Annotated in this window: 21 protein-coding genes and 1 tRNA gene; 9 read left to right on the top strand and 13 right to left on the bottom strand. The window is 46.0% G+C overall.

Features of this window, described 5'->3' with window-relative positions; genetic code table 11:
* Positions 1 to 552 precede the first annotated feature (552 nt).
* The 5 genes from QUB14_RS21885 to QUB14_RS21865 form a co-directional block, all read right to left on the bottom strand.
* Positions 553 to 1,455 (bottom strand): hypothetical protein, encoded by a 903-nt coding sequence (locus QUB14_RS21885; protein WP_333219189.1) that lies wholly within the window; start codon positions 1,453 to 1,455, stop codon positions 553 to 555.
* A 225-nt stretch (positions 1,456 to 1,680) separates the two neighbouring features.
* The gene (locus tag QUB14_RS21880) at positions 1,681 to 1,971 is read right to left on the bottom strand and encodes a hypothetical protein (protein WP_333219187.1); all 291 of its coding nucleotides are present in this window, start codon (positions 1,969 to 1,971) and stop codon (positions 1,681 to 1,683) included.
* Positions 1,972 to 2,312: 341 nt separating this feature from the next.
* Positions 2,313 to 2,768 (bottom strand): D-aminoacyl-tRNA deacylase, encoded by a 456-nt coding sequence (gene dtd, locus QUB14_RS21875; protein WP_333219185.1) that lies wholly within the window; start codon positions 2,766 to 2,768, stop codon positions 2,313 to 2,315.
* 879 nt (positions 2,769 to 3,647) lie between these two features.
* Entirely contained in the window at positions 3,648 to 4,790 is a 1,143-nt protein-coding gene (locus tag QUB14_RS21870) for a GTP-binding protein (RefSeq protein ID WP_333219183.1), read from the bottom strand.
* A gap of 452 nt (positions 4,791 to 5,242) precedes the next feature.
* Entirely contained in the window at positions 5,243 to 5,644 is a 402-nt protein-coding gene (locus QUB14_RS21865; protein WP_333219215.1) for a fasciclin domain-containing protein, read from the bottom strand.
* A gap of 430 nt (positions 5,645 to 6,074) precedes the next feature.
* Here QUB14_RS21865 and QUB14_RS21860 point away from each other — a divergent pair, with 430 nt between their 5' ends.
* From QUB14_RS21860 to QUB14_RS21840, 5 genes are all read left to right on the top strand, one after another.
* On the top strand, positions 6,075 to 7,109 hold the full coding sequence (locus QUB14_RS21860) for an aldo/keto reductase (RefSeq protein ID WP_333219181.1): 1,035 nt from the start codon (positions 6,075 to 6,077) through the stop codon (positions 7,107 to 7,109).
* Between the two features lie 840 nt (positions 7,110 to 7,949).
* Positions 7,950 to 9,251 (top strand): glycosyltransferase family 1 protein, encoded by a 1,302-nt coding sequence (locus QUB14_RS21855; protein ID WP_333219180.1) that lies wholly within the window; start codon positions 7,950 to 7,952, stop codon positions 9,249 to 9,251.
* 123 nt (positions 9,252 to 9,374) lie between these two features.
* Positions 9,375 to 10,613 carry a UDP-galactopyranose mutase gene (glf, locus tag QUB14_RS21850; RefSeq protein ID WP_333219178.1) on the top strand — a complete coding sequence of 413 codons (1,239 nt, stop codon included), beginning with the start codon at positions 9,375 to 9,377 and terminating at the stop codon, positions 10,611 to 10,613.
* Between the two features lie 104 nt (positions 10,614 to 10,717).
* Entirely contained in the window at positions 10,718 to 11,074 is a 357-nt protein-coding gene (locus QUB14_RS21845) for an STAS domain-containing protein (RefSeq protein WP_333219176.1), read from the top strand.
* 208 nt (positions 11,075 to 11,282) lie between these two features.
* Positions 11,283 to 13,166 carry a glycoside hydrolase family 2 TIM barrel-domain containing protein gene (locus tag QUB14_RS21840; RefSeq protein WP_333219174.1) on the top strand — a complete coding sequence of 628 codons (1,884 nt, stop codon included), beginning with the start codon at positions 11,283 to 11,285 and terminating at the stop codon, positions 13,164 to 13,166.
* Between the two features lie 735 nt (positions 13,167 to 13,901).
* Here the strand turns inward: QUB14_RS21840 and QUB14_RS21835 are convergent.
* The 4 genes from QUB14_RS21835 to QUB14_RS21820 all read right to left on the bottom strand — a co-directional run bounded on the left by QUB14_RS21835 (position 13,902) and on the right by QUB14_RS21820 (position 17,148).
* Entirely contained in the window at positions 13,902 to 14,189 is a 288-nt protein-coding gene (locus QUB14_RS21835; RefSeq protein WP_333219173.1) for a hypothetical protein, read from the bottom strand.
* Between the two features lie 64 nt (positions 14,190 to 14,253).
* Positions 14,254 to 14,658 (bottom strand): hypothetical protein, encoded by a 405-nt coding sequence (locus tag QUB14_RS21830; RefSeq protein WP_333219171.1) that lies wholly within the window; start codon positions 14,656 to 14,658, stop codon positions 14,254 to 14,256.
* Between the two features lie 44 nt (positions 14,659 to 14,702).
* A complete protein-coding gene (locus QUB14_RS21825; protein WP_333219169.1) occupies positions 14,703 to 16,151 on the bottom strand; it encodes a tetratricopeptide repeat protein in 1,449 nt (482 codons plus the stop codon).
* A 94-nt stretch (positions 16,152 to 16,245) separates the two neighbouring features.
* A complete protein-coding gene (locus QUB14_RS21820) occupies positions 16,246 to 17,148 on the bottom strand; it encodes a hypothetical protein (RefSeq protein WP_333219168.1) in 903 nt (300 codons plus the stop codon).
* Between the two features lie 251 nt (positions 17,149 to 17,399).
* Between QUB14_RS21820 and QUB14_RS21815 the strand changes: the two genes are divergently transcribed.
* The gene (locus tag QUB14_RS21815; protein ID WP_333219166.1) at positions 17,400 to 17,891 is read left to right on the top strand and encodes a helix-turn-helix domain-containing protein; all 492 of its coding nucleotides are present in this window, start codon (positions 17,400 to 17,402) and stop codon (positions 17,889 to 17,891) included.
* Between the two features lie 113 nt (positions 17,892 to 18,004).
* Here the strand turns inward: QUB14_RS21815 and QUB14_RS21810 are convergent.
* Positions 18,005 to 18,077, bottom strand: a tRNA-Glu gene (locus QUB14_RS21810).
* Between the two features lie 87 nt (positions 18,078 to 18,164).
* Complete coding sequence (locus QUB14_RS21805; RefSeq protein ID WP_333219164.1) at positions 18,165 to 19,211, bottom strand: M42 family peptidase; 1,047 nt, start codon at positions 19,209 to 19,211, stop codon at positions 18,165 to 18,167.
* A gap of 173 nt (positions 19,212 to 19,384) precedes the next feature.
* Here QUB14_RS21805 and QUB14_RS21800 point away from each other — a divergent pair, with 173 nt between their 5' ends.
* Together QUB14_RS21800 and QUB14_RS21795 are read left to right on the top strand one after the other, a co-directional pair.
* Complete coding sequence (locus tag QUB14_RS21800; RefSeq protein WP_333219162.1) at positions 19,385 to 19,801, top strand: hypothetical protein; 417 nt, start codon at positions 19,385 to 19,387, stop codon at positions 19,799 to 19,801.
* Between the two features lie 17 nt (positions 19,802 to 19,818).
* Positions 19,819 to 21,537 carry an ATP-binding protein gene (locus tag QUB14_RS21795; protein ID WP_333219160.1) on the top strand — a complete coding sequence of 573 codons (1,719 nt, stop codon included), beginning with the start codon at positions 19,819 to 19,821 and terminating at the stop codon, positions 21,535 to 21,537.
* Between the two features lie 568 nt (positions 21,538 to 22,105).
* Here the strand turns inward: QUB14_RS21795 and QUB14_RS21790 are convergent.
* Positions 22,106 to 22,420, bottom strand: a complete 315-nt coding sequence (locus QUB14_RS21790) for a hypothetical protein (RefSeq protein ID WP_333219158.1) — start codon at positions 22,418 to 22,420, stop codon at positions 22,106 to 22,108.
* 282 nt (positions 22,421 to 22,702) lie between these two features.
* On the opposite strand from QUB14_RS21790, the gene QUB14_RS21785 reads away from it, so the two are divergent.
* Positions 22,703 to 23,461 carry an FkbM family methyltransferase gene (locus tag QUB14_RS21785; RefSeq protein ID WP_333219156.1) on the top strand — a complete coding sequence of 253 codons (759 nt, stop codon included), beginning with the start codon at positions 22,703 to 22,705 and terminating at the stop codon, positions 23,459 to 23,461.
* A 457-nt stretch (positions 23,462 to 23,918) separates the two neighbouring features.
* On the opposite strand, the gene QUB14_RS21780 is transcribed toward QUB14_RS21785, so the two are convergent.
* Positions 23,919 to 24,044, bottom strand: coding sequence for a hypothetical protein (locus QUB14_RS21780; protein WP_333219154.1), 126 nt, complete (start codon positions 24,042 to 24,044; stop codon positions 23,919 to 23,921).
* Positions 24,045 to 24,423 lie beyond the last annotated feature (379 nt).

Here is a 24,423-nt window from a genome sequence, read left to right as displayed (position 1 = left end):
AATCTGTCGAACACAGAACGCAAAATCCAGATCGCTGGCGGGTACTCGATCCAGAAGTCAAGCTGTGAATAATCCCATTCGCACCCGCGCCTGCATAACAAACGTCCAGAATCAGTAAGACATTTTCAGGATAGTTATTATTTCCCTCAAATAGGCATCGAACAAGTTGTTGAGTTTCAATCGCTTTGGTACTTAAGTGCTGGGGTCGAGAATTGAATGTGTAGAGATAGTGGGAACCTAGATTGCCATCGTCGGCTGCGTGTCCGGCATAATACAGGATAACGAGATCGTCACGGCTTCTGTCGTCACTGCTAAACCATTTGGACAGGGCATTTTTGATGTCTTCAGCCTCTGCGTCGATCGAAATCTGATCGGATAAAACTCTGGTGTACCCCTGCTGTGTTCCTGTAAACAGATTCACGACTCGATCGACATCACTCTCCACTCTAGCTAAGTCTGCTAGTCCCATTTTAGGACACGATGAAGAGCCGATCGCAATCAAAAACCGTTTAGATTTACCCATTGTCAGGCGAAATTATTTTGAACAGCACGTTAAACTATCAAGCCTGTGGCAACAGCAGCACCCGTTTCCTTTGCTGTTAAATACCTTTCCACCGAATGAGACTTCCATCCATTATAAACAAGCCGATCGACAATTTTGCGATCGTCTCCATCTCCAAAGTATGGGGCTAAGGATTTCTGAAGTGCCACAATATCACCGCTATCAGCAATGTTAAACCATTGCTTGATATTCGGCCATGCACCTTTACGATTCTCCGGTCGAGGTGTCAGTTTATCGAAAATCAAATTAGGGATTCCCAAAGGAGAACCCAGCGTTACCAGCGTCTGTACATTCCATTCTGGATGAGCGCACAAAGCTTCATAGGCAACGACCGAACCCAAGGAATGGGCGATCACTACTTTTGTCTCTGTTGGCGAGACTTTGGCTTCTACCCGTTCCAACACTGCTTTTTTTGTATCCGAATCGTGGAGAAATAAACCAACTTGCTTCAAGGCAAAAATTAATGTTTTTTCCGGGCCCAAGTTTCGGAAGAAGCGTGACTTAGACAACTGCCTTAATGCACGCTGCACAATCTCGGGAGTTCGTCCCCGACCTTGAAACTCCGGTTCTTGAATGCTGGGATCTTCGCCTAATGGGTCGTCAGCGCTACGATTCGCGATCGATAACTCTGCCGCTGCACGCCACCACTCAACGAGTAAGGCTTGCTCCCATTCCGTTTCAACATCCTGCGCTGTCAACTTGGGGACTCCCGCAGAACGCATTCCCGATGGGCGAAATAAGTCGCCATAAAAAACCATCCCAAATTCCGATGGTGTCAAGCGGGGCTGTTCGATCAATTCTAGGCTTCCTTGTAGTGCAGGCAACCAAGCATTTTCAAGCTGTGGACTGCCTAAAAAGTCTTGGGCGATTCCATGAATACCAACTACTTTCATTTAAATTCTTCCCCATTACATTCTGTGATTTTAAGAGTTTTGACCTAATCTCACATCCTGTTTTGTACTTGTGGCGCTCAAACCATAACACATGAACTCGCCTCTGGGCAACGATTTCAGGATTTATGAATTCATCCACTCGCTTGTTATTATTGCGTAACTACTCAGGCTTAAAAAAAATTGTATATATAAGCGGTTGAAACCGCCGAATCATAAAAAAGGTAGTTAACTTGGATCTCGACGACTGGCTTTGCATTCAACAATTCGCAGCTTTGGTCCATCGGCTTCCCACAGAATTAGTACAAAGTCAATTTGGCCTTTGATCTGGAAAGCTCCCTCGTCTGCTTCAACGGAAATTTCGCGTCCATATGCTCTTTGTCCTGAACTTATACCTTGCAATTGTGCGACAAAGGTAGTCCAGGGTGTCTTCTTTTCGTCAGCAGACTTTTGGCTGTACAAAGTGAGGTCAATGAGACCATTGTTTTTGAGAGAAGTTTCCCATTCGTTCTCCCTCAATCGCCCCGCCTCTTGGAGAACTGGATCTAAGGAGTTGAAGAGGCGTTCTGCAAACGGAAGATCTCGGGCAAGCTTTCGGTTATTATGCTCTAGCTTAAAGCGGCGATGCAAGATTGATAATGGATGTACTCGCCGATTTCGGTAACTCGGACAGATGGTTTAGTTACTGGGGTTAACATAAATGTAAAAATAATATGTTTGTCTGAGTCTGACTGGCCTAAGCTATGCCGAACGGCTAAATTTTAGTAATCATCTCACAATTAACTTAGGAGTTACATCACAATAATCACTTTTAATTGTGACCATACTCACGGCAACTATTTATATTATAAATTCACAATTCACCCCGATTCTCTCTCTAATACCAAAGTCACCGGCCCGTCATTCTCGATCGAGACTTGCATCATCGCTCCAAACAAGCCTGTTTCAACTTTTAAGCCGCTCTGGCGCAACTTTTCGACAAATTTATCATAAAAAATTTCAGCTCGTTCAGGAGCCGCGGCTCGGTCAAATGAAGGCCGCCGACCTTTGCGGCAGTCCCCATAGAGCGTAAACTGACTCACAACCAGCAACTCGCCGCCGATGTCTTGTACGGACTTGTCCCAGCGCCCGGTATCCGTGGCCGAGTCGGGAAACAAACGCAATTCCAGGCATTTGCGAGCCATCCAATCGAGTTCTGCTTCGGTGTCGGTGTCTGCAATACCTACAAGCAAATTAAGTCCGCAGCCAATTTTGCCGACAATTTGACCTTCAATTTCGACTTGAGATGATTTTACTCGCTGGATGATGACTCGCATTGACCTGCTTTTTGGTAGCGTCCTAGGATTATTTGAACAGCAGCGCAATCGCCGTGTCGCCATGAAAATGAAATTGTCAGCCACTCACCACTAAATCTTAGATTAAGCGTGGGGGCTTCAAAGGCAAGTTTATAGTTGACCCGCCTGAGTCTTAAATGACACCGCAGGCTTAGGCTCGATCGCTGGTTCAGGACACTGAGATTGGAGGGTTATGCGCGCACGGCTAATGTGTATGTCAACTAGACAGAAATGACCCAGCATTAAAATCAAACCCAAAAACAAGGCAGCGTAACCAATCAATTTGAGAATGGCTAATAAACAATTAGCAAAAAAAAGAATAATGTTATCTTGAATTTTTACCCAAAAACACCAAAAATTCCTTTGGAGTCGTGATAAAAAGAGCGAAATATAATCACGAATTCTTTTTAGCCGCCGATTGCTCATAGCCCGTCTCCTTGCAAGCTTGTTGTAATAGCTTAGCCGAAAACAAAAAACGTGAGACGGTCAAGGGAAACTCCCAGACCTCGTTGAGTTTGCCAACTATTGCGCTGGTTGTGGGAAGTAGGAGTGGTGAGAGGTGGTGGGAACAGCATAAAGGTGCAGAGATTAGGTAAAACCAACCCAACTCTGCACCTTTGAAAGCACTGGCGATCGTGCTTTTGAGATCGGCGGACAGTATAAGTGTGCGGCTCTGTTTTTGTTAGCAACAATAAAATAGGTCGATCGCTCTTTTTATTCGAGGGCGCTCTTTTTCTTGGAGGGCACTCTTTTTCTTGGAGGGCGATCGCCCTTCATTGTCCCCATCCATCTCCAGTTCGCGATCGCGAAAACAATTAGACCGCGACGCTCTTTGGTTTAGGTGAAAAGAATATTTTACTGTTAGTTCTTCCCAAAACCTTTACCGCGACTGGTTGAAGGCATACAAAGACAGTTTTCGAGTTGCGATCGCAAAGTCTCGGTATCCAAACCCTGACCGATGAGAACAACCTGGTTTTTCCGCTCGCCTTTCCACTCGTCATCGTCCATCGTAAATCGCTTGCCGCTCAAGTGAAAAATATGCCGTTTGGGGCTTTCTTCAAACCACATAATCCCTTTCGCGCGAAACACGTTTGTTGGCAGTTGGTTGTCTAAGAAATATTGAAATTTCCTCAGAGAAAAGGGCTTCTCGCTCTGGAAAGAAATTGAGGTAAATCCGTCATTTTCTAAATGGTGGGAGTGGTCGTGATGGCTGTGGTCGTGATGGCTGTGGTCGTGATGGTCGTGATGTTCGTGGTCGTGGTGGTCGTGGTGGTCGTGGTGGTCGTGGTGGTCGTGATGGTCGTGATGATCGTGGTCGTGACTGCTAGGAGTTTTTTCTGATTGGAAATACTTGTCAGATTCAAACAATCCGACGCTGAGGACTAGCGGTAGGGGAACTTCCGATTTTACGGTTCGCAGAATTCTAGCACCTTCTTTGACATCCCGAATCTTAACTTCCAACAAATCTAAATCTGCTTCTTCAACCAAATCAGTTTTGTTGAGGATAATTATATCGCCGTAAGCTATTTGACTGTAAGCTGCTTGAGAGTTGAACAAATCTAAGCTGTAGTTGGCTGCGTCTACTACTGTAACTATCGAATCGAGACGAGTCAGGTCGCGCAGTTCTGTGCCTAAAAAAGTCATCGCTACTGGCAGCGGGTCGGCGAGTCCGGTTGTTTCGACTACTAGATAATCGAGATTTTCTTGACGTTCCAAAACTTTGTAAACTGCATTAACCAAATCTTCATTAATTGTGCAGCAGATGCAGCCGTTGTTCAGCTCGACCATGTTGTCGTCGGTGGTGACAATCAGTTCGTTGTCGATGCCGATTTCGCCAAATTCATTTACCAAAACTGCTGTTTTCAAACCCTGCTGGTTGGTCAGGATGTGGTTGAGCAGGGTTGTTTTACCGCTGCCGAGAAATCCTGTAATGATTGTAACGGGCAATCCGTGTTTGGGAGCGTCCATCGCCAGTTCTGTCTCGGACTGAGTTGTAGATTGCATAGCTTGAATGTCAAATAAGGTCTAAAGCTTAAACTTGTGGTTCTTATTGTATCTTAATTAGGACAAGGCCCCGTAAACCCAGTTGCTCGGAGAAATGTTGGGTTTGGTGGCCAGGTATCTACGCATCAATCGGCAATCAGCGCGAGAGTGCAAAATAAGTGCGCCGCTAATTATGGACAATTGCTAACGCCGTCGAGCGCACTTTTTTATTTTTTTGATAATTTTTTTGTTCAGAGTACCTGTCGCGGTTTGCCTGCAACGAGTTTTCCCGGTAAATCCAGCAGCGACAAATTGGGACCCACGTCAAGCTGAGTGCGATCGGTCAATTCCCGCTGCTCTATAATAGTTTTAATTATTGAGCTGCCTAAAATATTTAAACCTCAACGAAAACAGGGCGGCGGCTAACTATAGCCACCGCCCTCAAGATAGTATTGCGCTATCTAAGTCTGTGCTTACGCAGGAAGCAAGACTGAATCAATAATGTGGATGACGCCATTATCAGCAGCAACATCGGCTGTGGTAACGGTAGAATCATTGATTTTGACGCCATTGGAAGCATCAATTTTAACTTCTGAACCTTCAACTGTCTTGGCAGATGTCAAATTGACCACATCAGCGGCCATAACTTTGCCAGAAACGACATGATAAGTCAAGATTTTTGTGAGCTTAGGAATGTCCTTAAGCAGTGCTTCTACAGTACCTTCGGGAAGCTTAGCAAAAGCTTCGTCAGTAGGCGCGAAAACTGTGAAGGGGCCAGCGCCTTTGAGAGTATCTACTAAACCAGCGGCTTGGACTGCAGCAACTAGGGTAGTAAAAGAGCCTGCCGAAACGGCGGTATCAACGATGTCAGCCAAGTGAGTCACCTAGTTTTTGTAATCTATAAATCAATATAACGCTAAAAAGTTAATTTAGCTACATTCATTTTTTCTCTAGTTCTGTCGGGTTTTCTGAATTGAATATTTAAGATAGCACTTTTTAATTTAACTCGTTTTATAAAGTACCTATCTAAAGGTAGATTTTTTTTGGGGGATTTTACTGTAGTTTAATTCATTAATCTAATCCTAAATATATTAGTAAGAGGATCGCCCCTGCCGGGTGTTTAAACTAAACGCAGGGGCGATGGCTCGGCGCCCCCGAAGCTAAAACATTTTGATTGACTTGGCAAAACATTCAACATTAAGCACAGCGCTAAGGCCCCGTAAAACCCGCCACCCCGACTGATGGCAACAGTTTGGGAAATCCCGATCTAAACTGTTAACAAACATTAACTAGCGGAAGGGTGACATGAGATACAAACTACTAGGTCACAGCGGACTTCGCGTTTCCGAAATCTGCCTCGGAACCATGACTTTTGGGGAAGACTGGGGTTGGGGGAGCTCCTACGACGAAAGCCGGAAAATGTTCGACGCCTTTGCAGAAGCGGGCGGCAATTTCATTGATACCGCGAATCTCTACACCAACGGTACTAGCGAAAAATATGTCGGTGAGTTCATCGCAGCCGATCGCGAAAAATGGGTAGTTGCCACTAAGTATAGCCTCAACATGAAGAATGGCGAAATCAATGGTTTCGGCAACCACCGCAAAAATATGGTGCAAGCAGTAGAGGCCAGTTTGAAGCGATTGCAAGTTGAATACATAGATTTGCTGTGGCTGCACGCTTGGGATTTTACCACACCCGTCGAAGAAGTGATGCGCGCTTTTGACGATTTGGTGCGCGCCGGTAAAGTTCTTTATATCGGCATTTCCGATACGCCGGCTTGGATTATTTCTCAAGCAAATACGCTCGCCAACCTGCGCGGTTGGACACCATTTATCGGCTTGCAAATCGAGTATTCTTTAAAAGAGCGAACTCCTGAACGGGACTTGATCCCTATGGCAAAAGCCTTTGATATTGGCGTCACAGCTTGGAGCCCCCTAGCAGCCGGTTTGCTGACAGGAAAATACAACACTTCAGAAACAGCCAGCGAAGCTAAACGGCTGAATTCACCTGAATCGGGAAAAATTAACGAACGAGACCTCCAAATTGCTGGCGAAGTTAGCAAAATAGCAGCCGAAATTGGTAAACCTGCTTCTCAAATAGCCCTAAATTGGCTGCGACAACAGCCAGTCCAAGTTATTCCGATTGTGGGTTCCCGCAAACTCTCGCAACTTCAGGAAAATCTCGCTTGTTTGGAGTTTGAATTAACGCCGGAGCAAATGCAGCAGTTAGACAACGTAAGTGCCATTGAATTGGGTTTTCCCCACGATTTCTTAAAGAGTTCGACCGTGCAAGATTTTGCCTTCGGAGGGGGACTGGCAAAAATTGATCGCCGACTTTAAAAGTGCTGCTATCTTCTAGTCTGGGTGGGTTTAGGTGGATATTTGGCGTTCGATTGCAGATATCGGCGAAGCCGCCCTTAGAGGGATGATTGACATTTGTGCTGGGGGCGCGAGGTTAAACTGACGCCCACAGCGCAAATGTCACCACCTTGGTTTCTTGTCGCAGACTCGCGCAAAATCTTAGGTTTATCGTTGCGGTTGCGTGGTTTCTTTGATATTGTTGAGACAGGTGCTCTTCGGTGAGTTTAACCCCACTCTATGAAACTGTCAATTGTTAATCTATCGGAAGTCAGAAATGTCGGTCGGCTTTTTGTATATTAGGATACAAAATTTCCCAATTAGCGCTCGGATGAGTGAAAAAAAAGCCAGGTTTGTCAAATCAAAAAGCAACATAAACTTGATGACAAATTTTCTTTCATCTCCAAATAAAGCAATAAAACTCGCTCTTTTTTCACGCCGTACCTGCCAGTTAAGAGTCATTTTACAAGGTCGATCGGCATTTTAACGGCTTTTGAACCCAGCATACAAGCTAAGCGCCTCCTGAGATAGAAGTCATCCTTCAGATAGAAGTTAGGGCAGAAAAACTGGGTTACATTTAACAGCAATAGCAAGTCTAACAATATTAACTTATCTCCAAGTTTCAATTCTGAAAAAAGCAGATAAGCGTGTTTCTCCGCAGCTAAACAGTTTCTTTGTTTGGCTCACTGAATGCGGTTCTTGCTAGTCAATAAAAGTTCTCAGATTTATAGCTTGCGACTTTCAGTAAGAGAATGCTGAGAAATATATCCTATTGACAAATTTTAACGGACAAATTTTCATGGACAAATTCCCGAGGCTAATATGTCGCCCCCAGAAAACTCAGTAAACAATAGTTATAGCAATAAAGAGCGAGCATGGGAGATCCGATTTACCTCTATAGATCCAGCCAAATCGCCCTCTCAATTTGCTTCCTCGCCCGCATTGCGCGCCAACTTATCAAAAACTGAGGCTTTAGATGCACCAGATTTAGTTTGCCTGTCTCATTTGCGGTGGAATTTTGTCTATCAGCGTCCGCAACATCTCTTAAGTCGTTGTGCCAAAAGTCGTCGCGTATTCTTTGTAGAAGAACCGATTTATAGCGTGGCTACAGATTGGTGGCTTGATGTCAGCATCCACGAAAGCGGAGTCTGGGTAATAGTACCGCACCTGACCAAAGGAACCAGCGAAGCAACAGCACAAACTGCTCAGCAAGCCATGCTAGATGATTTGTTTCGAGCGGCCGAAATCAGCCAGTACATCCTCTGGTATTACACACCAATGGCTGTGAGTTTCACCAACCACTTAAAGCCGCTAGCTGTAGTCTACGATTGCATGGATGAATTGTCAGCATTCAAAGGCGCACACCCCGATTTAAAAGCCAATGAAAACCAACTATTAAAGCGCGCCAGCGTAGTATTTACAGGCGGACACAACCTTTACGAAGCCAAGCAGCACCAGCACCCAAACATTCACGCCTTCCCCAGCAGCATCGAAAAAGAACACTTTGCGACCGCCAGGAATCTTTCACAAGAACCGACGGATCAAAAAGACATTCCTCACCCGCGTTTGGGATTTTATGGCGTTATAGACGAACGCATGGATATCAAACTGCTGGGGGACATAGCCCAAGCAAGGCCGGACTGGCATTTAGTCATTATTGGCCCGGTGACGAAAATCGCTCCGACAACTCTGCCAACCCACCCAAATATCCACTATCTCGGGGGGAAATCTTATCAAGAACTGCCAGCGTATCTTGGCGGGTGGGATATCGCAATGCTGCCTTTTGCGATAAACGAATCGACTAAGTTTATTAGTCCCACGAAAACTCCAGAATACCTCGCTGCCGGCAAACCTGTGATTTCTACTCCTATCCGCGACGTGGTGCGGCCCTACGGAGAAAAGGGCTTGGTTCGGATTGCTAGCAATTCTGAAGAATTCGTTGCTTGTGCCCAAGAAATCCTCAGCGAAAGTTCGGACGTTCGCACCAAGTGGCTCAGCCAAGTAGACGCCTTTTTAGCAGACAATTCTTGGGACAATACCTGGGGCGAAATGCTGGGGTTGATCGAAAGTGCGATAGACCAGAAACGGCAGAAAGCCGAAGACCGGATCAAAGTTTTAAGTTAGGAATGTTGAGGTTGAATTTAAAGAGTTACACTTTACGGCTTCAAAAATTAACACTCAACACTCCTCGCTTTATCTCCAATTACCAATTATTCCTTACCCTTACCCACAATTAGAGGTGTTTCAATGTTTGACTATTTAATCGTCGGAGCCGGATTTGCAGGTAGCGTCATTGCCGAAAGACTAGCAAATGAAGCTGGAAAAACTGTCCTGATAATTGATACCCGCAACCACATCGGCGGCAACGCATACGATCACTACGACGACCACGGCATCCTCGTACACAAATACGGCCCCCACATTTTTCACACCAATTCGCGCCAAGTTTTCGAGTATCTTTCGCGCTTCACCGAGTGGCGGCCCTACGAACACCGCGTCCTAGCCAGCGTTGACGGTCAACTGCTGCCAATTCCGATCAATCTCAACACCGTAAACGAACTTTACGGACTGAATCTCACCTCATTTGAAGTAGAAGATTTCTTCGCGAAAGTAGCAGAACCAAAGGATTACATTCGCACTTCCGAAGATGTAGTTGTCAGCAAAGTCGGCCGCGAACTTTACGAGAAATTCTTCCGCAACTACACCCGCAAACAGTGGGGAATGGACCCGTCGGAACTCGACAACTCAGTGATTGCGCGCGTACCCACTCGCACTAACCGGGACGATCGCTATTTCACCGATACCTATCAAGCAATGCCGCTGCACGGCTACACTCGGATGTTTGAAAAGATGCTTTCTCACCCAAACATCAAGGTGATGCTGAATACCGACTACCGCGAGATTGAGGGTTTTATCCCTTACGGAGAAATGATTTACACCGGGCCGGTCGATACCTATTTCAATTATTGCTACGGCAAACTTCCTTACCGTTCCTTGGAATTCAAGCACGAAACACTGAACGTACCCGTACACCAAAAAGCACCGGTCGTAAATTACCCCAACGAGCATTTATATACTCGCTGCACGGAGTTTAAATACCTCACCGGACAAGAGCATCAAAAAACTAGCATTGTCTACGAATATCCCCAAGCTGAGGGAGACCCTTACTACCCGGTTCCGCGTCCAGAAAATGCCGAAATTTACAAGAAATATAAGGCTTTGGCTGATGCAACTCCGGGAGTTTCTTTCGTGGGAAGGCTGGCGACTTACAAGTATTACAACATGGATCAAGTGGTCGCTCAAGCTCTGACAACTTACAAACAAATTACTACCAAGCCCGTAATTGAATTGGTAGAAAATGTTAACGGTTCGGCCTCTAATGTAACCTCCTCCAATGCAGTTACCCCCCCTCGCCCAGCCGCAGCTTCTCTAGAAGTCGCTGCTGTCAACAACGGCAACGGTAACGGCAACTCTGCTAGCAAGTAGTTGGAAGCTGCGAGTTAGGGGTAAAAAGGTAAGGTGCCAACAGAGCACCTTACTCGGTTTTCATCAAAAGTTATTTAATAATTCAAACAAGCACTGAGGTAAAAATGAACGTTCTAGTTAAAATTGTTTTGTCTCATGAGGTTTTGGAAAATTCTCAATTTGCTCAGTTTCAGAAAGAAATACAGCGCCTCATTGAAAGCGGTGGGAAAATTCTTATGCTGGATTTCTCAAAAATAAATTTCCTGAAAAATTCCGAGTTAATGGCTGTAGTGGCGATCGTGAAATTAGTTAGAGACAGCGAATGTATACTTTTGATCTCTGCCATGAGCGAACAAGTTAGAATTCTCTTTGAACTCACGGGACTACAGCAAATATTTCAGTGTTTGCCGTTTGCAGAAGACTTTTCTCTCAAAAGTGAGCTAGCTGAACCGTTAGGAGGTTTGCACAGTCTTGCTAGCTAGAGGGAGAGGGGGAGAGGGGGAGAGGGGGGAATAGGAAAAATCTTCCTGGTTTATTCTTCTTTCTTCTGACTAATGACTTCAGCACAAGAGAGCCTTCAGATGAGCCTGTATTAAGGTGCAGAAATTTTGCAAATTAATCAGCAAAAAACTTGTCAAAGTGGTGGTAATTGTGGCTAACCTATATATATAACTTCAGGTAGATGTGCCGATGAGTTGGTTAGGAAGAGAATTAGAAAATTGCGAGATAGAAGAGTCTGCAACTCTTGATAGTAAGGTCACAGTTCAAGGACGGAAAACAGGTTATCCCCGCCCTCAACTGCGCCGGAGCAACTGGATTTGTCTCAATGGTCAGTGGAGATTTGCTTATGATGACGCGGGACGCTGCGTGCAGCCGATCGATATTTCTGAGTGGACTCACACTATAGAAGTGCCGTTTGCTCCCGAATCGGCAAAAAGTGGGATCGGGGACACGAATTTTCACCCCAACTGCTGGTACGAGCGCGAATTTGACATACCCCATACAGAAGGAAGAACTCTCCTCCACTTTGGGGCCGTAGACTACCGCGCCCGCGTATGGGTGAACGGTCAGTTTGTCATGGAACACGAAGGCGGACACACTCCTTTCAGCGCAGACATTACAGCACTTGTGAACCCCAACGGGCCGCAGCGGGTGACAGTCTGGGCCCAGGACGACCCGCAAGATTTGGAGCAACCGCGCGGCAAGCAAGACTGGCAAATAGAGCCACACAATATTTGGTATCCGCGCACGACCGGCATTTGGCAGACAGTCTGGGTAGAATTGGTGCCTCACACTTATATTGAGCGCATCCGCTGGACTCCCCAGTTTGAACGCTGGGAAATCGGTTTTGAAGCGTTTGTCGCGGGCGATCGCCAGTCGGGAATCCAGGTTAAAGTTAAACTGTCGATCGGCTGTATGCTGCTGGTCAACGACACCTACGAAGTCATCAACGGCGAAATCCACCGCCGCATCGCGCTCTCCGACCCTGGTATCGACGACTACCGCAACGAATTGCTGTGGAGTCCCGAAAAACCGACGCTAATTAATGCTCAAGTGCAGTTGTGGGCCGACGGCAAACTGCTCGACGAGGTTAAATCTTATACCGCCATGAGGACGGTCAGCATCCAGCGCGATCGCTTCATGCTAAACGGCCGCCCCTACTATTTGCGACTGGTGCTCGACCAAGGTTACTGGCCCGACACCATGATGACTGCCCCCTCCGACGAAGCTTTGCGCCACGATGTCGAATTAGTCAAAGCAATGGGTTTCAACGGCGTCCGCAAGCACCAAAAAATCGAAGACCCCCGCTTTTTGTACTGGGCTGACGTGCTGGGGCTCTTAGTTTGGGAAGAAATGCCCAGCGCCTACCGCTTCACTCCCAAAGCCGTTCAACGGCTGACGCGGGAGTGGACGGAAGTCATCGACCGGGACTCCAGCCACCCCTGTATCGTAGTCTGGGTGCCGTTTAACGAATCTTGGGGAGTTCCGAATTTAGTCGAAGCAGCAGCCCACCGCAACTACGTGCAAGCGCTGTATTTCTTGACAAAAACCCTCGATCCGACTCGCCCCGTCATCGGTAACGACGGCTGGGAAAGCATTGATACCGACATCCTGGCGATTCACGACTACGACAACAACCCGCACACCCTAGCCAAGCGCTACGGGCCCGAAGTCCAGCTAGCGGATTTGTTCGATCGCGGGCGTCCGGGAGGGCGCATCCTCACCCTCGACGGCCACCCGCACCAAGGACAGCCGATGATGCTGACAGAATTCGGCGGCATCGCCTGCGCTGGCCGCGAAAACCCGGATTTTTACAGAGTTTGGGGCTACGTACGCGCGTCGGACACCCAGGAACTGCAAAGGCGCTACACTGCGCTGCTGAAGGTGGTAAACCAAGTGGAAATGTTCAGTGGATTTTGTTACACGCAGTTGACCGATACTTACCAAGAAGCTAACGGTTTGCTGTATGCCGATCGCACTCCCAAGTTTCCCCTAGAGGCGATCGCGGAGGCAACTCTCGGCGGGAATAGGGCCGAAGACAGTTCACTGCCGCAAGGTATTACTCAATGCTAATTGGTGATTTGTCAAGGAAAAAGTGAAAATCTCAGATTTTTTCTGATTTCATTTTGATTTTTTGCCGATCGATATACTTCTTACAAAAATACCGTTTGTAGTAAGGACTTGAGTTTTTTATGATTGAAATCTAAGGAATTTAGTCCTGACTACAAACCTGAATGCCCCATTACCCATCCGATTGATGTTTCAAAGTTTTCTCATGGGCGGATTTGAATGTTCCACCCAGAGATTGCGATCGGGAAAACGCCTCGATGTCACAGCCGCCACCTGTCACGATAAATTTGCAGCAGCCGACTAACAACGCTTGCAGGATCAAGGCATTTACACAGTCCGCATTATTGGGGTGAATTATTACCGCTCGACTAAAGTGTCAAATTCTCAATGAATGCCTTGTGAATTAGACTCGACCAGTAAATTTAAAAAATAATCGTCTAGGTTTTCTCTTCCTCGGATGGCGATCGCAATCTCGTTCGGTGCAGACAAGGCCAAACCACAGCAAGCAAAATCACCTGTTGAAATCAACGGGCGCGGCGCTTGAATAAACTCTATTGTTTCATACTGACCGACGAAGGGTGAACATCCTGATTTGAGGATCTCGCGCACAACTTCTAAGCCTTGGTTTTAGGTGACGTAGGTTAGTTGGGACAGACAGGCCATTTCGAGCGATCGCTGACGATTCAGACCGTGTTTGATTTTTATTTGGTGGGTAGGAGTAGGGTGCGATCTTTAATTTTATCCTCTTGGGTACAGCGACCTAAACTGATTTTCAGTAAACGTTCCCTCTTGGACAAATCGTTGAAGAACTGGACGAAGTTCTTCAAGTTCTGATTTATTCAGAGAAGGGCGCGCATCAAATTTAATTACACCTAATATTTTGTTTAGTGTTGAGATTCCATTGTCTTTTTTTACTATCATTTTCATCTGCTCACTGAGAAGTTCAGCGCGAGTTTCCTCTAGTCTAGCTATCATCTCTTTCTGACTCAATCCTTCGAGTTGTTTGAGTATAGATGTAATTGTCATATTCTATAATCTCCTTTTCTTGAAAAAATGAAATCTATTGAGTTTTTGAGAATGATAGGGCCGATTAAAACTCCCATTCATGATCGGGATCGTCAAGGGCTGTTTTGACAGATGTCAAATCAGCAAGGTCTTTGAAAGGACTCGACTTAGCTATTTCAGTAATTGAACTCAGGGCTAAAGCTAACTGGTTGTTATCACCGATTGCTATTGCTTCATCAACCTTTTTAAACAGAAAGTAAAAGTTCTTAGCACGCTCATCAAATGAGCCTTCAAGATACTCGATCAAAGCATCGCGTTTTGCTTGAATGTCGGCAATCGTTACTTTTTCCCAAGCTTCTATGCCACGCCGTTTAGTCTGTTCTTGCTCTGCAACTATTTTGTATTCGGTGTAAGCTCCAACAACATCACGGAAGCACTCAGCCACGGAGCCGGGATTAAAAATTTCTACAGGAACTTTTTTAGCTACCATTTCTATTTCCCTGGTAAAATGCGATATTTCTACAGAACAGAATCCTAAAACACCCGAGTCTGCCACCAAGGAGTATTCTGAATTTCATTCTGAAGCTCCCTGACTTCTTTTTGAAGATTTCGGACTTCATCCATCATGGAGTTTTTGCGAAAGAGGCTGATAGCTTTCTGAAAATCTGCTACGGCTTCCTCTCTTTTTGCCTTTTCTCTGCGTATAGAACCCCTTTTAACGTAGGCATAAGCATTGTCTGGCTCTATTTTGATGACCTGATTGTAGTCGGCAAGAGCTCCCCGCTTGTCTCCCTTTTCATGGCGGACGCATCCCCGATTAAAATAAGCATCTGTACAGTTTGGTTCTATCTTGATGACTTGATTGTAGTCAGCTATTGCACTATCATAATCCTTGTTTGCTACGTGTGCATGACCGCGATACAAATAATTAACTGCTTCATTAGGGCTAAGCTTTATAACCTGAGTGAAATCGGCAATAGCTCCTTTATAATTCTTTACTTTGGCGCGAGCATAACCCCGCTGAAAATACAGGTTAACATCATTAGGTTTAGTTTTGATAACTTGAGTGAAGTCAGCAATGGCTTTTTTGTAATGTTCTAGCTCAACAAGTAAACAGCCCCGCGTGAAGTAGGCCTCGACACAGTTAGGGTCAAGTTTGATAACTTGAGTATAATCAGCAATAGCACTCTCATAATCCTCTAGTTCAGTATATGCTAAACCACGACAGTAGTAGGCATTCACATTACTAGGCTCGATAGTGATAACTTGAGTGAAGTCAGCAATGGCTTCTTTGTAATTTTTTAGTTCGCTGTAGGCACTTCCTCGTATTAAGTAGATATCCGCCTGGCCGGGAGCGAGTTTGATGACTTGGGTGTAGTCGGCAATTGCCTTGCTATAATCATTTTTAGCGACGTAAATGTTACCTCGATTGCGGTAAGCATCTACATAGCTAGGATCGAGCTGGATAGTTTTAGTATAATCTGAAATTGCTCCTGCATAATTGTGCTGTTCATCGAGAATACAGCCGCGCACAAAGTAGGCATAAACATTTTGAGAATTGAGTTCGATCGCTTTCGTAAAATCTTCAAGAGCGGCCCCGTACTCTCCACTTTCAAGCTTTTCTATTCCTCGGTTAAAAAAGTCTTCATCGCTTTTGAAGAAATCAAAAAATCCTGTAATTCCCTTAGATACGCCTTTGCCTACATTCTTAACTGTAGATCCTGCTGTGGCGCCAGCCATTGCTACGCCTTTGCCTACATTCTTAACTGTAGATTCTGCTGTGGCACCAGCCATTGCACCGCCAACCATGATTAAAGGAATAGCCACAGGCCCTAGAGCAGCCGCACCCAAAAAAGTTACACCAGCCACAAGTGCTGCACCTCCTCCTACAACTGCACCCGCTTGGTTTTCTTTTGCGAAGTCATTCTCAGTACATATCTGATGTAAATCACCAACATTTCCTAAAATTTCCCACGGATTCATTGCAACCTCCTTATTTTTAAGTAGTAAGGTGGGAAATGCCCACCCTACAAATAGATTTTCTGCGTAAGTCTTGAGACTACTTCGATCGTGATTTCTATTTCCCTGGTAAAATCCGATATTTCTCCAAAACCTTCACAGTACCGAGGTTAAGCTTACCGTCATTATTTAAGACAGGAGTTTTCAACATTTCTACAAGTCCCTTCATCAGAAGACCTACCTGTTGGAACTTCTCAGCATCCCTCTTAGCATCAAAAGGCTGAGATTCTAATTTACTCAAACCTTCAACAGCACGAGTGTTCATAGATTCAAACACTCCTCTCAACTCAGTTATGCGCTGTCTTACCTGTTTGGCAAAGTCCTTAGCAAGTTTCATGTCTGCGATCGCCTTATTGACTTGAGCTTCATGCTCTCGCGCCTTTGTCATCGCTTTCTCGCCTTCACTAGCAGCAAAAAAGCCACCAATCGCCAAAGCTGGTAAAAGGGTGATACCCCCTAGCACAGCAGCACCCAGAGCCATACCGCCGCCACCAGCCGCGATCGCTCCACCGCCAAACCATGCTAAAGTTGCATTCCAAGCAGCCGCTCCACTGAGAGTTGAGATAGCGGTTCCGGTGCTTGCAGCTCCTAGTGTAGTAACAGCACCAATAGCACCGCCGTAACCTGCTGCGGCTGCTCCAGCAGATTTAACGCCAGCCATAAAATATTGTTCTGCTCCTACCGCCGCAGCTTTGTACTCCTTCATCTGCTGAACAGAAAAATCCATCCCTTCTAAAAGCCGCTTTTCACTTTCTGAAGCCTTCCGACCAGTATTTTCAAGGAAGGTAACAAAGCGCTTAATTGTGCTTCTTATGACATTCAGTTGCAGTTGACCGTACTCTTCGGCTAATCTGTTTGTGGCTGCTTCTTCTCTTTTCAAATCTTCAACCGCACGCTCGAACCGCTTTTGAGCTTCCTGGGCAAGTTCATTAGCTTTCTGACCTGGATAGAATGAAGGCATAAAATACTCCTAAGTCTAATTTTTCGACATTTTAAAAACAGAGGATTTTGTAGAGACTTTGGCTTGATAACTCTGTCGAGCAGAAAACGGTACCTCGCAAGAAGTGAGCCTTGCCCCTATTTATTGTGTAAAATTAATCACTATCCTGCTTTCCCTGATCCTAATCTAACTACCTTTAACAAAGAAACTAATAAGCATTAGGAATCGTGTTAGACTTTGATTATAAAAAATCCAGAAACCTATCCCCTGCAATGGCATCCTCTAACGATCGCTTCTCCGAAGCTGCCCGCGACTGGGACTTAGAAACTCTTTACACAGACCTAGCATCCGCCAAGGGAAAGCGACTCACGCCCACAGAGAAACAACATCTACGGGGTCTACTCTGCGGCTACAGTCCCGCCGAAATTGCCGAAAGGCTCAGTAAAAACCCCAAGGGAATTGCGGTAGATTTCTGTAATACTTTATACCAGTATGTAAAAAATCTTGTAGGTAAAGCTGATGAAAAGGTAGAAAACTGGAGGAAGATTTGTGAATGGCTGGAGGACGCAGGATATAAAACTCAGTCGTCTCCCGAACCTGAATCAGGCGATTGTTTATCGGCAAAAATTATAATAAAAAAAGCAAATGTAGTTCTTGATAAAAATCAAATCATAGTTGATATAAACCTGCGAATCGTAGCTTCCTCACCTTCAGAAATTCCCATTCTAGAAAACTTCGATATCAATGGCAATGGTGCAAACTAACGAAAAGCCGATCGCACGCATCAGCTTAATGTTAAACCCAATAGCAATAAGGGCGGGCAAAATGCCCACCCCATATACTAGATATCACTTTGATATCAGACTTAAATTTTCAATACCCCCAGGGGAATTCGAATCCCCGTCGCATCCGTGAAAGGGATGTGTCCTAGGCCTCTAGACGATGGGGGCGCGTCGTTGCGTTTGCTTGTGTTCCGCACCTTTATTACCTTAACTAATCTTTCCCAATCTGTCAACTACTTTGCGAAACTTTTTTTTCTACTCGTCCCAAAGCTCGTCACAGTAGGCTTTGAGGATGGCGGCGCAATTGCCGATCGCCCCGAGATGAGCAATTTCAAAGCCGTGGGTGTTCTGGGTGGGGAAAGCCAAACAAGCGGCGCGGGCTACGTGGCCGAACTTCATGGCGATCGAAGCATCGCTCCCAAAACCGCTAATTACCGCCAACTGCACCTCTACATCGGCTGCTGCGGCTGCTGCGCGCAATTGGGCGTTTAATCCTTCATCGTAGACTCCGTAGCCGTCCTGAACCAGCAAAACCGGGTTTTCGCCGTCAGAAATCGGGTATTCCGGCGCTAGAGGGCAAATTTCCAAAGCGATCAGCGCGTCCAACGGCTGGCGCTGGGTGAAATACAAAGCTCCGATCGCCCCAACCTCCTCCTTCGCCGACGCTACCAAATAAACATTCACCGCAGGCTCTTTCAAACATTCCGCCAGAGCCAGCAAAATCGCCACTGAAGCCTTGTTGTCCAGAGTGTAGCTCGCCATCCAATCCTTCAACCGCAGCGGGCGCTTGCGGTGCTTTCCCACCACCATCCGCGTGCCCGGTCGAATTCCGGCCTCGGCTAATTCCTCGGCGGTACACTTAGTTTCGATCCAGGCATTTTCCCACTTTAAAGAAACATTTTCCTGCTGAGCTTTCTGAGGAGATTCGTGAGAAACATGGCGGGAACCGAAGCTGAGAATGCCGCTAATTGTTTGCTTGTCTCCGAGCAAATCCACCACGCCTTCGCCGTAAACCCAAGGAAATGCGCCCCCCAATCTGCGGACTTCCACGCGGCCACTCTCGCCTATTGTTTTAACTAGGGCGCCAATTTCGTCTTTGTGGGCGGTAATGGCGATCGACTTTTCGGGATTGCGGCCCTTAATTAGGGCGATCGCATTATCCGCGCGATCGAGCCAAGCATTCACTCCCAGGGCGGCGAATTTTTCCATCAACCGCTGGTTAATTTCCGACTCCGCACCGCTGGGTGAGTGCAGCATTACTAATTCTTCGATTGTTTGGAACAGGCGATCGAACTCTAACATTTTTGATCTTCGTTTTTAGGAGCGAATTTTGACATATTAAAGCACTTTTACCCACTATTTCCCGGCGGTACACTTAGTTTTAATTCAGGCATTTTCCCACTTGAAAGAAACATCTTTCTGCTGAGCTTTTTGAGGAGCGTAGGAATGAAGCAATTGGAGGCAGCAAAGGGCGATTGAGTAACAAGATTCATGCGATCGCGTGGATGCGTTGGGCAATCCGTTGGGGTTTCACCTCGCCCCCGGACAAGCTGGTGACGCCAGCAAGAGCCGACCAACTGCAGCCATTACTGCTGGCGGATACACTGCTCGCTAACAAGGGCTATGATCCAGATCAGCGTGTGATTGACCGCCTCAATGCCGAGGGGAAGACCACCGTCATTTCACCTCGCCGCAATTGCAAGACCCTGGAAACTTACGATGCTCAATTGTACAAAGCCCGTCCTTTGATTGAGAACTTTTTCCCCAAGCTCAAGCAGTATCAGGCAATCGCTACGCGCTATCACCCTAGGGCGGTGAACTTTCCGGCGTGCGATGCTTCTGGCTGCTGCGGTCATCTGGTTGAATTGATGACACCCCCTAAATTAACTTGACAGTGCCGTAAACTAATATGCCTGACCTCTTGAGCACCTTCTTTTCTAATAATTTCATTCCTCACGGGCATTGTTACCTCTGGAAACCGGGGTTAGTCTGGCTGCACTTAACGTCAGATGCCTTGACTACCCTCGCTTATTTCTCGGTGGCGGTTGCCATTGTTTACTTTACGAATGAGCGTAAGGATCTGCCTGCCCACACGGTGATACTGCTGGTGGGTTTCTTTTTTATCTTTGCCTTATGTGGCATGACGCACCTGATGGGAATAGTGACACTTTGGCACCCCATTTATTGGGTTTCAGGACTGATCAAAGCTGTCACTGGTGCTTGGTCTTTGTATACCTTCACCTTTTTACTGATTCCCTTAATTCCAGTGGCACTCGATACGCCCAGTCCAGCTCAACTTGCCCTTACAAACCAGGAACTAGAAAATAGTCGCCGCCGTATCGAGGCGATTAATGTGGAGCTAGAGCAACGGGTGCAGGAACGCACTTCCCAACTCGAAGCGTCTAATCGCACCAAAGACGAATTATTGATGCGTGAACAAATAATTCGGGCAGAGGCAGAGGCAGCTAACCGTGCCAAGGATGAGTTTCTCTCGATTCTTTCTCATGAACTCAGAACTCCTCTCAACGCGATCTTAGGGTGGTCAACGATGTTACGGCAAAAAAACCTGAGTGAGGATAAGGTGGCGCGCGCTTTGGAGACGATCGAGCGAAACGCAAAGTCTCAAGCCCAGCTCATCGAAGACATCCTCGATGTTTCTCGCATCATCACAGGTAAACTGCGTCTCCGAGTCCGTCCTGTCAACCTCGTGCCGGTGATTGAATCGGCGATTGAGTCTGTACAATTGGCTGCTGAGGCAAAGTCAATTCGCCTGCAAAGCGTACTCGATTCTGAAGCTGGTCCGCTCTTGGGTGATGCCGATAGGTTGCAGCAAGTTGTGTGGAATCTACTTTCTAACGCGGTCAAATTTACGCCTAAAGACGGGCGAGTCCAGATTCTTTTGCAGCGGGTTAATTCCCATGTTGAAATTACTGTCAGCGACACTGGAGCAGGCATCAGCTCGGACTTTCTACCGTTTGTCTTCGATCGCTTCACCCAGCACGACAGCACTACTACTCGCAGTTATGGGGGGTTGGGTTTAGGGTTAGCCATTGTGCGTCAATTAGTTGAATTACATGGCGGGACTGTAACGGTAGTGAGTCCAGGGATAGGACAGGGGACGACCTTTACAGTCAAACTGCCCGTGATGATTATCCATCTACCACCCAGCGCTCCAGAGCCATTAAACTCGCTCGTCGAGGCGAAGGGGAGGTTTCAGACCTCGCCGACCCTTGAAGGCTTACAAATCTTAGTGGTAGAGGACGAGGCTGACGCGCTAGAGTTGCTGAGCACGATTCTCGGAAAGTATGGTGCTGATGTCATGGCTGTGGCTTCGGTCAAGGAGGCCTTGACCATTATCGAAACCGCAACCGATCGCAGCCCCGATGTTTTAGTGAGCGATATTGGGATGCCGGATGAGGATGGCTACTCCCTGATCCGCAAGTTGCGTCAACTTGAAGCGCAGCGGGGCGGTAGGCTACCCGCGATCGCGCTGACGGCTTATGCCCGGAATGACGATCGTCAGCAGTCACTATTAGCAGGTTTTCAGATGCATTTGACCAAACCCGTAGATGCTGCTGAGTTAGTGGCGGTGGTGGCCAGCCTCACCGGACGTACAAGCAGGTGCTAAAACCTAGGCGTTCAAGAACAAATGTTGCGTTTGAGAATAATGGGCTTCTTGTCAGCTTGGGGTGAAGGCTAGGGGTTGTGGCAAATCAAGCTTGTGAGTGTCGTCAGCAGGACAAACGTCTGTTAACTTGACTCAGGTAACAGGTCTACTGTATCCAGGATAGGTGGTTATCAGGAAATTGGGTTTAAAACCCCGTCCTTCTAGGGCGGCTTTAATTTCTTAAATCCATTCCTAAAAATCAGGAATTGCTAGTATTGGTAGTATACTAAAATCGTCAAGGTTAAACTCCTTTACCATCGTGAAACAGTTAAGACACACTTTTAGGTATAAACCGGGGGACGCAGAGGGGCGAAAACTCTTAAAACAGCTAAAGGATCAACGCATCCTTAAACCAGTAAAAACAAACAATTTCTTGATTTGTTAAGTAGGGTAGGGCATACCCAAACTCTAGGCTTGTATCCTAGTACGCTTTTGGAGATAGACCCTCTGGGGTTACTGTGAATTAGACTCGTCAATTTGTACTATTGTACGGTTGAAAGGTTTAAGGACTGCCGCAAGGACATGGTGCTTAAAGGTCAGTCGATGAATTAAGAATCCCCACGCCTTGAGGCCCGGGAGTGTCAACGAGTAGAGCCTGCATGAGTGCTAGATTCTCTAGGATGCCAATTTCATCTTTGCCAGCGGTAATGGCGATCGACTTTTGGGGATTGCGGTCGGGAATTAGGGCGATCGCATTGTTCGCACGATCGACGAGCCAAGCATTCACTCCCGGGCCGGCGAATTTTTCCATCAACCGCTGGTTAATTTCCGACTCCGCAGCCCTGGGAAAGTGGAGTATTACTAACTCTTCAATTGTTAGCAGCAGCCCATCGAACTCTAACATTTTTCAATTCCGTGTTTTGAAGCGCATTTTGACATATATTAAATTATATTTACTCTCAATTTACTCTTCTTATGAACAAAAAAATAACTTTCTGTAATGAGATCTAGCGCCTTCTCAACAAACTCGTAATCAGCCGGATTGGTTGACTAAAAATCTCGCCTTCAGGTTGAATTCGCAGACTTCAACTGGATTTACAAGCCGTGCAAAACGTGAATTATTACCTAGAGGCTTTTCCCTCATCTAAGGTTATTTTAAAATTACAACAAATCTCAAGCTCTCCCTATGCTTGTCCATAAACTTCAGCAACTCCTGCAGCGCCAAATTCGAGCCAAAAAGTTAGGGATTAAATTTAACAGAGTTGCTAGCTTTCAATTGCCCGAACAATTAATTGTGCAAGGAAAACTGCATCGAATAAACGTGCCTTCAGAGAAAGGCATGGACGGAGAATTTATAGAAGTGCTTTTAGACGACTGCTACGGAGTCGAGCAATTATCTGAATCGCTGATGACAATTATTGATATTGGAGCCAATGTTGGCTTATTTCCGATTGCTGCGAGGAACAGGTTTCCCCAGGCCGTAATTCACGCCTACGAACCTAATCTCTACCTAGAAAATTACCTCAAACATCAATCTCAAATCGCAAATTTTACATATTTTATGGAAGCAGTAGGAGACCGAGATGGTAAAGTAGTCCTCGACATTCGGGAAGTTTCGGGAAAAACCCGATCGACAGTTAGCGAAAGCGGCGAAATACCAATGGTATCATTTCGCAGGGCGATCGAGCGAATTGGTGGTAGCGTCGATTTAGCCAAAGTAGACTGCGAAGGTGCAGAATGGCTGTTATTTGAAGATCGAGATACTTGGCAACTTGTGCAAAACCTTTCTTTAGAATATCACTTGTGGTCTGGTCACACTCACGCGGAAACCCGACAAATTATTGAAAACTTAGGATTTCGGGTCAGAAAGCAAATACCAATAGATAAATGGTACGGCTCGATTTTAGCATCCCGAACCTGCAACCCTCAAGGAAGCAGATGTTGAAGAAGGAAGATCGACAACGGATTCACTTTCTTCTGATGTAACGGATGTCAGAAAAAAGGTTAATTCTTCTGGAGTTGTGGTGATCGGTCAAAGTAATCAGAAAAGCCAGCTAATAACCGGGTACGAAAATTGTCGAAGTTAGCAAAGCCCTAAGCTGTTGTGCATTTAAATATGGTTTCATTAAAAATGAATTTAGTCAATCAGTAAAAAAATGCCAGCCAATCATTATCTTAACGAGACGAGCAAACATAAAAACTACAGAAAGCCTTAAAAGAAGAAAAAGGAGATATTAGAGAAATAATTCTGATTTTATGATTGCTTAATGACGGATAAAATCAAGCTAAAATTGCTAAATTTTTGGGTGGCTCCGTAAATAATATCAAATCCGTTAGCATCGGAATAGTAAATTCGAGTTCACTGTTGACGGTTGACTGTTGACACTTGACGCCGTGAACAGTCAACCGTCAACCGTCAACATCATTCCGGTGTAACCGGAAATGATATAAGGTGTCTCATTGGTGTATTCAGGGATATCCAGACCATCTAGAAACTCCAGCCAGATGCGATAATGAATGGAAGTCATAGAAAAGCCACAGATAAATAGATAAAAATCTTACAGAGTTTTCCGTAGTTATGACGTACAGTAGCAACAATCAGTGAACCAATTTCTTAAATGGTTAGGATTCATGTTTGTTGAGGGCAACTGCTACGATCCTATCAATCATTGCTGGGGCCTTGGGAGCAAACCTTCGCAAAAACGATTTAAGCGGTGACCACCACATTTCAATAAGATTAAAATAGGGAGAGTAGGGGTATAAACAAATAACACTTGCACCTACGCTTTCAATCATTGGTACAATTGAAGCGAGTTTCTGAGCTGGTAAATTATATCATGTCCGGGTAATCAGTTATGATAAATAGGACTGACAGAGCAGCGATGGCAATTGTTCCTACAAGCAAGA

The organism is Microcoleus sp. B3-D2 (genome assembly GCF_036705345.1).
In the GTDB taxonomy this organism is placed as follows: domain Bacteria; phylum Cyanobacteriota; class Cyanobacteriia; order Cyanobacteriales; family Microcoleaceae; genus Microcoleus.
The sequence above is the reverse complement of the archived record's forward strand: the minus strand, read 5'-3'. Positions and strand labels throughout refer to the sequence as shown.